General features: G+C 49.6%; 12 protein-coding genes. 4 read left to right on the top strand and 8 right to left on the bottom strand.

All coding sequences use genetic code 11. The annotated features are described in order from the left end of the window. Window positions 1–31 precede the first annotated feature (31 nt). The 3 genes from LQ777_RS01650 to LQ777_RS01640 all read right to left on the bottom strand — a co-directional run bounded on the left by LQ777_RS01650 (window position 32) and on the right by LQ777_RS01640 (window position 4,962). Window positions 32–3,316: a S41 family peptidase gene (locus tag LQ777_RS01650; protein WP_232560778.1), complete on the bottom strand. Its 3,285-nt coding sequence runs from the start codon at window positions 3,314–3,316 to the stop codon at window positions 32–34. 127 nt (window positions 3,317–3,443) lie between these two features. Beyond that, on the bottom strand, window positions 3,444–3,893 hold the full coding sequence (locus LQ777_RS01645; RefSeq protein ID WP_232560777.1) for a hypothetical protein: 450 nt from the start codon (window positions 3,891–3,893) through the stop codon (window positions 3,444–3,446). Window positions 3,894–4,077: 184 nt separating this feature from the next. Further along, complete coding sequence (locus LQ777_RS01640; protein ID WP_232560776.1) at window positions 4,078–4,962, bottom strand: OmpA/MotB family protein; 885 nt, start codon at window positions 4,960–4,962, stop codon at window positions 4,078–4,080. A gap of 209 nt (window positions 4,963–5,171) precedes the next feature. On the opposite strand from LQ777_RS01640, the gene LQ777_RS01635 reads away from it, so the two are divergent. The 3 genes from LQ777_RS01635 to LQ777_RS01625 all read left to right on the top strand — a co-directional run bounded on the left by LQ777_RS01635 (window position 5,172) and on the right by LQ777_RS01625 (window position 7,970). Continuing rightward, on the top strand, window positions 5,172–6,080 hold the full coding sequence (locus tag LQ777_RS01635) for an aldo/keto reductase (RefSeq protein ID WP_232560775.1): 909 nt from the start codon (window positions 5,172–5,174) through the stop codon (window positions 6,078–6,080). A gap of 45 nt (window positions 6,081–6,125) precedes the next feature. After that, the gene (locus LQ777_RS01630; protein WP_232560774.1) at window positions 6,126–7,256 is read left to right on the top strand and encodes a lactonase family protein; all 1,131 of its coding nucleotides are present in this window, start codon (window positions 6,126–6,128) and stop codon (window positions 7,254–7,256) included. Between the two features lie 117 nt (window positions 7,257–7,373). Beyond that, window positions 7,374–7,970 (top strand): 3-keto-disaccharide hydrolase, encoded by a 597-nt coding sequence (locus LQ777_RS01625; protein ID WP_232560773.1) that lies wholly within the window; start codon window positions 7,374–7,376, stop codon window positions 7,968–7,970. 201 nt (window positions 7,971–8,171) lie between these two features. On the opposite strand, the gene LQ777_RS01620 is transcribed toward LQ777_RS01625, so the two are convergent. The 5 genes from LQ777_RS01620 to LQ777_RS01600 all read right to left on the bottom strand — a co-directional run bounded on the left by LQ777_RS01620 (window position 8,172) and on the right by LQ777_RS01600 (window position 11,032). After that, window positions 8,172–9,101: an aldose 1-epimerase family protein gene (locus tag LQ777_RS01620; protein ID WP_483012344.1), complete on the bottom strand. Its 930-nt coding sequence runs from the start codon at window positions 9,099–9,101 to the stop codon at window positions 8,172–8,174. A 22-nt stretch (window positions 9,102–9,123) separates the two neighbouring features. Beyond that, entirely contained in the window at window positions 9,124–9,591 is a 468-nt protein-coding gene (rpsG, locus tag LQ777_RS01615; RefSeq protein ID WP_232560772.1) for a 30S ribosomal protein S7, read from the bottom strand. Between the two features lie 59 nt (window positions 9,592–9,650). After that, the gene (gene rpsL, locus LQ777_RS01610; RefSeq protein WP_171741633.1) at window positions 9,651–10,073 is read right to left on the bottom strand and encodes a 30S ribosomal protein S12; all 423 of its coding nucleotides are present in this window, start codon (window positions 10,071–10,073) and stop codon (window positions 9,651–9,653) included. Between the two features lie 185 nt (window positions 10,074–10,258). Next, window positions 10,259–10,585, bottom strand: coding sequence for a DUF3467 domain-containing protein (locus LQ777_RS01605; protein WP_232560771.1), 327 nt, complete (start codon window positions 10,583–10,585; stop codon window positions 10,259–10,261). Between the two features lie 54 nt (window positions 10,586–10,639). Next, on the bottom strand, window positions 10,640–11,032 hold the full coding sequence (locus tag LQ777_RS01600) for a DUF3887 domain-containing protein (RefSeq protein ID WP_232560770.1): 393 nt from the start codon (window positions 11,030–11,032) through the stop codon (window positions 10,640–10,642). A gap of 209 nt (window positions 11,033–11,241) precedes the next feature. Between LQ777_RS01600 and LQ777_RS01595 the strand changes: the two genes are divergently transcribed. Further along, a complete protein-coding gene (locus tag LQ777_RS01595; protein WP_232560769.1) occupies window positions 11,242–12,000 on the top strand; it encodes a hypothetical protein in 759 nt (252 codons plus the stop codon). The last annotated feature ends 32 nt before the right edge of the window (window positions 12,001–12,032 follow it).

Here is a 12,032-nt window from a genome sequence, read left to right as displayed (position 1 = left end):
GGAACGGAATTAATCCGCTCCCCTTGTTATATCATTTTCCGGTACTCAATTTAGCAGCTTTTGCTTCATTTAGCTCTTTTAGCAATTCGGCGACCGCAGCGTCTAACTGGCTGTTTTTGTCGGTGTAACTCTCCCCGATTGGCCGAGCAACGGCTATGTCTACTGGACGGGGAGCCAACTCCATGTTCTTACCGGCATTATCCGTAATTTTTGAAAAAGGAAGCCGTAGATTAGACCCGTCAATCAGTTGAGCCGCTGATGTGTAAATGATCCACCCTGCCGTTGGTTCGCCAACGACCTTGCCGACTTTGAGCGTTCGATACCCTTCTGTAAAGTCCTCCGCATCAGAAAGCGAGTGTTGATTGGTTACTAGAATGGTTGGTGTTTCCAATGCCCGCTGTCCCAACTGCGTCCGCGCCGGAGCCGATGGTAAACCGCGCGAAGTCATCGTCATATAACCTTTCCGGGTGAAGACATCCAGCGCATACGCATTGACAAAACCACCGTTGTTATTTCGAACGTCAACAACGACACCTTCGCGGGCGTGGTTATCCGCATCAAGGTCAACGCTCAACTGCGCCAACGATTCAGCCGACATATCGTACATGTGCACATAACCCAGCCGCCCACCACTCACCTTGTCAACGTACTGACGCTGCTGTTGTACCCACTGTTTGTAAAGCAATCCTTTTTCTGTTGTCAGGTTAACAGGCCGAACCGTCACTTCACGCGGGGTTCCGTCGGCAGAAGAAGCGATTGTGAGCGCAAGACGTCGGTTAATCTGGTTCTCGAGTAGCTGGTCAAGGTTAGTTGAAGCGGTAATTTTTGTATCATCAACGGCCAGTAAATAATCACCGGGTTTGATTGAGCCAGCTACGGCAGCCGGCCCCAGCGCAATGACTTCCGTAATTTTTAGCCTACCCTTATTTTCGTATTCCTCCCGGTCAAAGCGCAGGCCGATCCGTCCCGTAGTGGTCTGCACCGAGCCAGCGGGCGCCGAAATTCCCGAATGTGACGCGTTCAACTCGCCGAGCATTAAGCTAATCAGCCGACGTAGTTCGTCGGGCGTACGGGCACCAGCCGCTACCGATTCGTATTCTGCCCGGACGGCTTTCCAGTCTACACCGTGGAATGTAGAATCGTAAAAGCCTTTGTTTTGTATATCCCACGCCTGCCGAAACACCTGAATTTTCTCTTCGCCAAAGTCAACGTCCATTTCAGCGGTTATAGCGAGTGGTTTGGGTTCGCGTTTGTCTAAAGCAATGGATTGAACTCTCCCCTGTTCCAGATAAAATACCTCCTTACCATCGGGCGAGAATTGTACCCCGCTTTTGCTACCGGGCGTCGAGGTTAGCTGACGCGCTACGCTCTGATCGCGCCCTAATTCATCGAGTGAATAGGTGTACAGGTTTTGTTGACCAGCGACGGTAGCTACCAGCAACAGCGTTTTGCCGTCCTTACTAATCGAATGGGCATCCACGTCTACGCCTACGGGCAACAGGCTTAGCCGCTGGCGAATGTCGTCGAAAACGATTCGGGTTGCTCCGCCCCGTCCCGATTTAGCGGTATCGCCTAGAGCGAGGGCCGTCGTATCGCGCGTAGGGGTTTTGGCAATTGCTGGACTCGTCGGCGCTGGCTTCAGCGTCTTGGGCACTTCTTCGTTAAACAAATCACGGAACTGATCCTCCCGGAATTTAGGCGAACGGGGAACCAGGTCAACGCGGGCAATCTGGGCCGTCTCGGTCCGCTGGGTTGTACCGAACAGAATGTATTTTCCATCAGGACTCCAGCTTACATTACCGCCGAATGTATTCGCCAGAAAGCTGATTGGCTTACTCTCGCCACCGGCTGCCGGGATAACCGAAATATTCCGAAACGTTTTGGCACCGTACGATGCAAACGCAATCCATTTACCATCCGGCGACCAGACAACACTTCCATTAGCGCCGAATGGCGGACGGCCCAGATACGCTTTCTTAAGCAGACGATCCTTTTTTGTGGTAAGATCCACCACCCGCAATTCCTGCCCATTCCGAACAAAAGCCAGCGATTTACCATCGGGTGAAAACACGGGTGAACCATCGTCCAGCGTACCATCCGTCAGACGCGTTTCGTCACGCGTCGAGAAATCATAGCGATACAAATGGGCTACCCCGTCGCGCGTGGAGACATAGACCAAACTACGACTGTTGGGTGTCCAGACTGGTTGCGATTCATTCGCGGCACTGTGACTAATCCGCGTTGCGTCGCCCCCTTCTTTGGTCGATGCTGCAAACACGTCACCATGCGCAACGAAAGCAACTTTCTTACCATCTGGCGACAAAGTCAGCTCACGGAATTGATTTGTTAGCTTCAGGTGTTCAACTGCCGGACTAGCGGCAACGCCCCGCAGCCGGATGGCAATCGGTGTCGCCTGCCGACTAGCGATATCGTATTTCCACAACTGAAAATCGCGTTCAAAGACAATAGCCTTACCATCATAGCTGATCGACGGCCACAGTACCCGACCGCTGGTAAAGTTTGTCAGCATAGCAGGCTTACCATCAATCGGCAATGTCCATAGATTCTGGCCCTGATTCCGATCCGATACGTAAAAAAGCGTTTTACCGTCCTGGCTCCACATCGGCCATAACTCTTTCGCTCCGCTTTCCGTCAGTCGTTCGTACGCAGTTCCTGCTTTTTTCGCATCGCTATGGTAGAGCCAGATTTCGGCTTCATCGAGGTGACTGTGTCCTTTACGCCACCATTGGTTCGACGCGATGCCCCGCGCCGAAAACGCCAGCGTTTTGCCATCCGGGGAAGGTGTGCCGTAAAATTCGTTGGCGTAACGATCAGCCGTAATCGCCATTGGGGTACCACCCGTAACCGGCACGCGGTACATGTCGTTCATTCCGGCAATATCGCGGCTTGTTGACTGAAAGTAGACCATCTTCCCATCCCGCGACCAGGCGGTAAGCACTTCCGCGCCATCGTCGTACGTGAGTCGTTTGATGGCTCCGGTTTCCAGCGTCAACAGATAAACATCCCCATTGCCCGTCCGCGACGATACAAATGCCAGGTATTTTCCATCCGGCGAATAGAGCGGACGCGACTCATTATCAGGATGAGAAACCAGTAAACGGGCCTCTCCACCATTTGCAGGAACGGTCCAGATGTCGCCACCCGACACAAACGCGATCTCTGAGCCATCGGGCGAAAGACTTGGTTCGGCGAAGGCGAATTTAGGCGTTGGTACGGGCGTCTGCGCAAAGGCGGGCCAAGCCAAAGTGCCAGCCAACAGAATATGAAACAGTGCTTTTGTTGTAGACGTATGCATCAAACAGGTACGGTTAAGACGAATTCGTTTAGAAGACCAACGATACGCCTATTCTGGCGCTTCATTAGCCAACTTAAAAATAAAAACGCTTTAACTGGAAGGCAAATAAATAGCCCCGACAACCTGTCTATTTCAGAAAATTATAAGCCAGAATAACACCGTACGTGAAGACAATGTGCGCTAGAAACAGCGTGACTAGATAGTGCTTCAGTGAAATAGCCGGGGGATTGGGATGAATAGCGAAGAAGCTGTACCAGAACGCAATGGCGGCAACCCCACTGCCGATTCCCAACCAAATACCGGACTCAAAATCGGGACGCCCTACTCCCCTAGACCACAGTGAGTTGTAAATAAAAGCAAACAACACACCAATAGCGTAGTGAGCAATAATTCCGATTGAAATAGCGCGTGGCGTGTCTGACAGTTTTCCATCGGGCGACGTTCGAAAGGTCAGCATCGTACCCAATATTTTCACCACTTTCATAACGCGTTTGGTAACGAAGGTCATACCGTACATGAACGCTGTCATAATGGCCGTGCCAGCAACACCAGCCAAAATAATGTCAATTCCATTCATCTGTTGATCTATCCAGATTTTCCCTTTTTATAAACTACTCGCCGGGGGATTGGTGTGCGCAGCAACCGATAAAAATAGCTTTTGGTACCTTGTCCTTATTTGTCAGAACGCTATTACGAGAGAAGCCCTGCCTCATAACGGAATCGCTATGGAGCAGGGCTTCTCAATTATCTAGTATGTCCGCTTACCGACTTCCGCCAGCCTGACCGCTCGACAACAAGTTGAAGAACTGATCAAGTTTCGGCGTAATAATGATTTCGGTCCGGCGGTTTTGTTGACGACCAGCCGATGTGGTGTTATCATCTTTCGGCGCGTACTCGGACCGCCCACCCGCTGTCATACGCTCAGGAGATACCCCGAAGCGACCTTGCAGCGTCCGGACAACCGACGTAGCCCGCAATGCGCTCAAATCCCAGTTATCTTTGATAGACGCGGTAGAGATAGGGACAACATCCGTATGACCTTCAACCAGAATGTCCAGGTCTTTGTGGTCGTTGACAACCTTAGCTACTTTACCTAATACGGTTTCAGCACGTGGTGTAATGTCGTAGCTACCTGATTTGAACAGCAGTTTGTCAGAGATTGATACGTAAACGACACCTTTCTTCACTTCAACCTGCACGTCCTGGTCGTTGATATCGTCCAGTGACCGTTTCAGGCTCATAACCAACGCCAAGTTCAACGAGTCTTTACGCTGAATGCTAGCGTTCAGGTTGTTCGTATACTTGGTTTGCTCGTTCAGTGTCTCAAGCGATTTTTTGATACTTTCAGCACCTGACTTACTAACAATCGACAAATCAGACATCCGGTCGAGGAGGTTCGTGTTTGTCTTTTTCAGGTAATCCACTTGTGCTTGCAGGTCAGATACCTGTTTGTCTTTACCTTGCAGATCGTTGTCTTTGGCGGATAATTGCGTGCGTAAGTCGGCGGTACGCTGATCGCAGTCATTCAATGATGCCACAGCCTTATCACGGGCTTCCTGTAGGGATTTGATTTCAGCCAGCCGCTTCTTGCTATTGCAGGAAGAAAGCATTGCTACAGCTGCGAAAACAATCAAAACTCGTTTCATACGGATGATTAAAATATTGAAGGGTAACGAAAAGTTAGGTTTAAACGCTATAAATGGCTTGCACACTAAACCGTTTTACAAAGGTAAGTGATTCTGTTTAATCGTTTTAATAGCATTCCTCATCTAAAACAATTCTTTTTGCATTATTTCTTCATGACACCGGAGAAATTTCTCAAAAAGTTAGATGTAATTAAGAACGAAGTTATTCCATGAATTATTTGCCACTGGGACAATCGGACCTTATTGTCAGCGAGATCAGCATGGGATGCATGTCGCTAGGCGATGATCCGAATCAGAACGCGTCTTTACTCCGTCATGCTTTTGATAACGGCATCACCCTCTTCGACACAGCGGATCTGTATGACCAGGGTCAGAACGAGCGGATGGTCGGCCAAGCCTTTGCCGGCATGCGGCAGCAAGTCATTCTGGCAACCAAGGTGGGTAATCGGTGGCGGCCCGACGGTTCGGGCTGGGACTGGAACCCAACCAAGGCGTATATTCTGCAAGCGGTCGAAGAAAGCTTAAAGCGACTACAGACCGATTACATCGACCTCTACCAGTTGCACGGCGGTACACTTGATGACCCTATCGACGAAACCATCGAAGCATTTGAGCAGCTTAAACGGGAAGGTAAAATTAGGGAGTACGGTATCTCGTCGATTCGTCCGAACGTCATCCGCGAGTGGATCGCTCGCTCGAACATGGTCAGTGTCATGATGCAATACAGCCTGTTGGACCGTCGCCCCGAGGAAACTAGTCTGGACCTGCTGCATGAACATAAAGTCAGCGTACTGGCGCGGGGTAGTCTGGCGAAAGGCTTGCTTGCCAACAAACCAGCCAAATCGTACCTAAATTATACAACTGACGAGGTGCGGCAGGCCGCCGAAGCCATTAGGTCAGTGTCCACTGCCGCAGCATCTACCAATCGTAGCCCCGTGGCGACGGCCATTCGGTATGTACTTCATCACCCGGCGGTCGCATCGGCGGTAGTTGGTGTACGGACGCAGGAACAATTAATCGATGTCGTGCTTAGTCAGACCAGTCTGGCCTTGACGGAGCAGGAGTGGCAACAGCTAGCCAACGCTCTGCCCGCCAACCAATATGATCAGCATCGGTAGTTTACCATCCATTTTTACTTATTACAACGACCCATTCTTTCAGTTATGAACAAATTAGTCCGCTGTTTTTTAGGCATTATGATCGGTTTAAGTACAACTGCGCAAGCTCAGTCCAACAAAGAAATTATGTACATCGGCACCTACTCGCTTCGCGGTAGTGAGGGAATCTACGTCTTTGAGTTCGACCGGAGCAAGGGTACCATGCAACAGCTTCAGGCCGTTTCGAATGCCAAAAGCCCGTCATTTTTAGCGCTACATCCATCAGGAAACTACCTGTATTCTGTCAACGAAGGGGCCGACAAGTCGGGTGGTGTCAGTGCCTACGCCGTTGATAAAGCAACGGGAAAACTTCAGTACCTGAACGGTCAGTCGTCGTTAGGAAGCGGTCCTTGTCACATCAGCATCGATCAGACCGGCAAAACGGCGTTTGTTTCAAACTACGGCGGTGGTAGCCTGGCGGTGCTGCCCATTAACGCAGATGGTAAGCTGAGTGCAGCCGCTGACAGCGTTCAAGACGTTGGTTCAGGTCCGAACACGCAACGACAGGAGAAATCCCACGTTCATTCGGCTACGCTGGCTCCTGATAACCGGTTTGTTTACGTAGCTAACTTGAGTACGGATAAACTTAATATCTTCGAGACGGACGTAAAAGCCAGTACTGTCAAACCAGCTTCGACGCCTTACGCATCCGTACAACCCGGTTCGGGCCCACGGCATTTCACCTTTCATCCAAACGGTAAATACGCGTATCTGGTAGAAGAATTGACCTCTTCGGTAGCCGTCTTCTCACGGAATCCGAAAACCGGTGCGCTGACGCTTATTCAGGACGGTGTTAAAACCTTGCCCGATGACTTCACGGGGCAAAATACCAGCGCCGACATTCACATTGACCCGAGCGGCAAATTCTTGTACCAATCGAATCGTGGTTATAACGCACTCGCTATTTTTTCGATTGGCAACGATGGCAAACTAACGAAAGTGGGTGACCAACCAACCGAAGGCAAAAACCCTCGTAATTTCATGATCGATCCGAAAGGCGATTTTGTTTTTGTTGCTCACCAGGATTCGGACAACATTACCATTTTCAAGCGCGATCAGAAAACGGGTAAGCTGACGTACACAGGCCAGTCAGTGAAAGTCCCCGCGCCCGTTTGCGTCATCATGGCTAAGCGCTAAACCGTTTTCTAGCGCTGAAAAGTAGATTTTAACGTTAGATACAATAGATAAAGCGCGTGCATCGTATTTTTAGCCGTGCATCGAATACGCTGTCACGAATTTAACTTCCTGTACTCAATGAAACACCTTCTGATTACTGGCCTGGCCATAGCGACGCTGGCCTTTACGGCTCCAACCAAATCGGTAAAACTGTTTAACGGTAAAGACCTTTCTGGCTGGAAAGTCTATGGCACCGAAAAATGGTATGTCGATAACGGCGAACTTGTCTGCGAAAGTGGTCCTGACAAACAATACGGCTATTTAGCTACCGAGAAGCCGTACAAGAATTTTGACTTATCGCTTGAATTCAAACAGGAAGCGAACGGCAATAGTGGCGTCTTTTTCCGTTCCAGCATCGAAGGAACCAAAGTCACGGGCTGGCAGGTAGAAGTGGCCCCTAAAGATCACGATACAGGCGGTGTTTACGAATCGTACGGACGCGGTTGGCTGGAAAAAATCCCCGACCAAAAAGAAAACATTCTGAAGCCCGGCGAATGGAACAAAATGCGCATTCGGGTCGAAGGCGACCATGTGCAAACGTACCTGAACGGCAAAGAAATGGTAGACATGCACGACGAAAAGATTGGACAGGCCGATGGCTCAGTAGCCCTGCAAATCCACGATGGTGGCGGTATTAAAGTTCGCTGGCGGAAACTGGAGTTAAAGGAACTGTAAGCCAACGGCTAAGGTGTTTATCTAGGTTGTGTTTAGTCGTGTGTTGTCAGCGGGGCCGCCCGTGCGGTTCAAAACCTGATACCACACGACTAAACACAACCCAAACTTTTTTATAGTACTGCCTGGTGGTGTCGGTTCAAAAAACCGACACCACCAGGCGGATACTTATTTTGGACAGTATTAGCTTTTAGACCTGATACCCTACGACACCGTAATCGTAAAAGAAGCATTGAACACGCGGCCCGGCTCGACATGCTGAATAGCTTCTTTTCGTTCAATTGGCTTCTGGTCCCCTTCGCTATCGGCACATCCTAACCAGGGCTCGATGCACACAAATGGCGCTCCGGGCTTAGCCCAGACCCCCAGATACGGAAAAGCAGGATAATCAACGGTTACGGCATGGTCGTGGTTACGGCTTCGAATTGCTGCCCGATGCGAACGCAGCCTTTTGAACACCAACGCATCCTGATCGAACAGATGCTTGGTCAACGGCAAACGGTTTTCGTCCGTCGCAACTGGTCTTGTTTCGCCCGTAAAGTACCCCGCTGCTGACAGCATATGGGTTTGTAAAGGCTCAGCCTTCTCAAATTCAATGTAATAATCTTCGTAGACTTCATCCGGTCCAAACGGTACGGCAAACGCGGGGTGCGCTCCTACCGAGAAAAAGACCGTTTTCTCATCTTCGTTGAGCACCCGGTACGTAACTGTAAGCGTTGGTCCGCTCAGTTCATAGATGATCTGAAATTCGAACTCATACGGAAAATGAACACGTGTTGCCTCACTCGACCGTAACGAAAAAACGGCATGTGTCGCTGTCGATTCCGTTGTCTCGAAGGTAGACTGCCGGGCGAAACCGTGTCGTTCGATTGGGTAGGTTTTTCCGTCAACCAGTAGCTGATTGTTTAAGCAACCACCTACTACCGGAAACAGATTCGGCGCGTGCCAGGCCCAAACACTTGGATCAGCTTGCCAGAGGTGCTCGATGCCACTTGCTTTGTGGAATATGGATGTTAATTCAGCCCCCTTGGAACGGACTGAGACGCGAATTTGATCGTTTTCTAAAATCGTCATATCCTGCAAAACTAAAAAAGCCGCCCAATGTTGAGCGGCTTTTTTGAATTTGGTGACCACCGGGAATGTGGTCGGTAGTGATTTAGAACCGGAAGTGCGAGAACGCTTTGTTGGCTTCGGCCATACGGTGCGTATCGTCTTTCTTTTTCACAGCCGCGCCTTCACCTTTCGATGCTGCAACGATTTCGGCTGCTAACCGGTCTACCATGGTTTTTTCACCCCGCGAACGAGCATACTTAATAAGCCATTTCATGCCTACCGCGACTTTTCGGTCTGCCCGTACTTCGGTTGGCACCTGGAAGGTAGCTCCACCGACGCGACGGCTTTTTACTTCAACTGATGGCATGACGTTGTTCAACGCCTTTTTCCACGTATCCAGACCACTTTCGCTGGTGCGTTTTGCAACCACGTCAAGTGCGTCATAGAAGATACCGTACGCCAGGCTCTTTTTGCCTTCGTACATCAGGTTGTTAACAAATTTGGTTACGAGAACCTCCTTGTATTTAGGATCGGGTAACACGTAACGCTTGGGCGGTTTCGCCTTTCTCATGATTTCTTCAGATTTTTGATCTTACTCTGCCGTGTTTTTTCAACGGGCAGTCTGATTAATTACTTCTTCTTACCTTTTGCTGGTGCGCCTTTGCCCGCTGGAGCCTGACCTGGCTTCGGACGTTTTGCACCGTATTTCGAACGGCTTTGCAGACGACCGTTTACACCAGCCGTATCCAGAGCACCCCGAACAATGTGGTAACGAACACCCGGAAGGTCTTTTACCCGGCCACCACGGATCAGCACGATTGAGTGCTCCTGTAGGTTGTGGCCTTCACCTGGAATGTACGCGTTAACTTCCCGACCGTTCGTCAAACGAACCCGGGCAACTTTACGAAGAGCCGAGTTTGGCTTCTTCGGTGTCGTCGTATACACACGTGTGCACACGCCACGACGTTGTGGGCAGGCGTCAAGAGCCGGCGATTTTGACTTGAATTCAAGCTTCTCGCGGCCTTTACGCACTAGTTGTTGTATAGTAGGCATTCTTTAAATTGTTTACAAAAAACAGTCTTCCCGAAATTTGAGGTGCAAAGATACGGAAAACTCTTTGAATACCAAACCTCTAAGCAGAAGATACCCAAAATAAAAGGCGTTGAATACGAGCGCTTAAGCCTGTTCTGGCTTCTCGTATTCAACGCCTTTCTGCAAAAATTTTTAACGCTTACTGTCTACGCCTGGCCGACAGGTCCGCCGAAGCCTCCGTTGGGGAATTTAAAGGTATCGGTCGAGTTGTTGATATTGCCATAGGCTTCTTCAAACCGACTGATGTTTTCGCGAAGCGCTTCCAATAATCGCTTGGCGTGTTCTGGTGTCAGAATGATACGCGCTTTCACCTTCGCCTTCGGCACACCCGGCATCAGACGGATAAAATCAAGAATGAATTCGCTGTTGGAATGAGCGATCATCGCTAAATTAGCGTATACCCCTTCGGCAATTTCTTCGCTCAGTTCGACATCAATAGAGCCTTCAGGGTTTTGTTGTTGTTGAGGATTCATACAAAGCGCTGTTTTTGACAAAAATAGGGTAAATTACAGCTATGCCCAATCACACTATTCCTGTAGCTGCTTAAATAAAAAAGTCTCAATTTTTCCTTCTTTGTCCCGACTGATGTAAAAGTCCAACGGCGCTAAGGCAAATACAGCTTTGTAGCGAGCTATTCCGTTTTGTACGCCACGCGGTTCCAGCGACACCCATTTTCCCAGTTGGCCCGCAAGCTGGCCTGTCACCTCTTTCATCTTTTCCAGCGAAATATTCTGCTTGAACGTAGCGCCCATCAGGGCGTATAGCGAATCAGGCTGATTATTATTCATAAACTGCTGCGATAATTTGGCTAACGAGTCCAACTTGGCGGCTTCGGGTGAGGCAACGGCTTTGTCGGTAGTTTGCGCAGATGCAGCAACCGAGGCAAAAACAAAGGCGAGCAGTACAAAGAGACGTTTCATAGAAGATGTGTTTAGCATAACTCAAAACTACCTTATTTACTCGTACGATGCACAAGAATTGGATGAGTAGAAATACCTTAGTTTAAACGGCTGACCAAACGTATAAATGGTCTCATCAACTCGTCGATTTCACACGATTTTAATCAACACATCATTTCGATATTTACTATATTTACAAAACAATACTACAATATCTGCCCTATCGGCAAATGAATACACAAGCTGAATTGATTACTGGTATTTATAATTACTGTGACGCCTGGTGTGAGCGGTGCCTGTTTACAGCACGCTGCCGTAGTTTTCAACTGCAAACAGAGACGGGTCTGGCAAAACCGGAGACGGCTGGTGACAACCTGGTTCAGCAGTTAACCGAGGCTCTCAATCTAACGAAGAAGTATGTCGAAAACCTGACGCGGACACAAGCACTTTCGGGTTCAGACGTTCCCACCGAAGAACAAGCTCAAGCTTTGGAACAAAAGGCTGTCGAACAAATCGATTTTCGAAACCACATCACCACGCGTTTATCCGGTGACTACTTAAAGCAAACGGGCGTCTGGCTCAGCGAAGAAAAAAACTTGCTGGAACAGACCGGCCAAGAACAAATCCGAGCCGTTGAACTGGGCTTGCGGACGCAGGAGGAAGCGATGCCGATTCTGCACGCGTTGAAAGATGCGTGGGACATGATTCGCTGGTATCGCACGCTGATTCCGGTGAAAACGCAATCGGTTCTGCGCGCTTTTGCCGAGCCGATTAACAATCCGCAGTTAGTCAATTACCAGTTGGGTAAAGCCAAACTTATTCTGGTCAGTATCGACCGTTCGTTGTTGGCCTGGGAAACGATTATTCAGCATTCTCCGGAAAAAACCGACGATGTGCTTGATCTGATGGCGCTGTTAAGTCGCCTGCGCCGGGAGTTGGAAGGTTTGTTTCCAGACGCCCGTGCGTTCAAACGTCCAGGGTTGGATTAACAATTGGGCCAAGCGAACGCTTGGCCCAATCC

It is taken from the genome of Spirosoma oryzicola, from assembly GCF_021233055.1.
Classification (GTDB): domain Bacteria; phylum Bacteroidota; class Bacteroidia; order Cytophagales; family Spirosomataceae; genus Spirosoma; species Spirosoma oryzicola.
The sequence above is the reverse complement of the archived record's forward strand: the minus strand, read 5'-3'. Positions and strand labels throughout refer to the sequence as shown.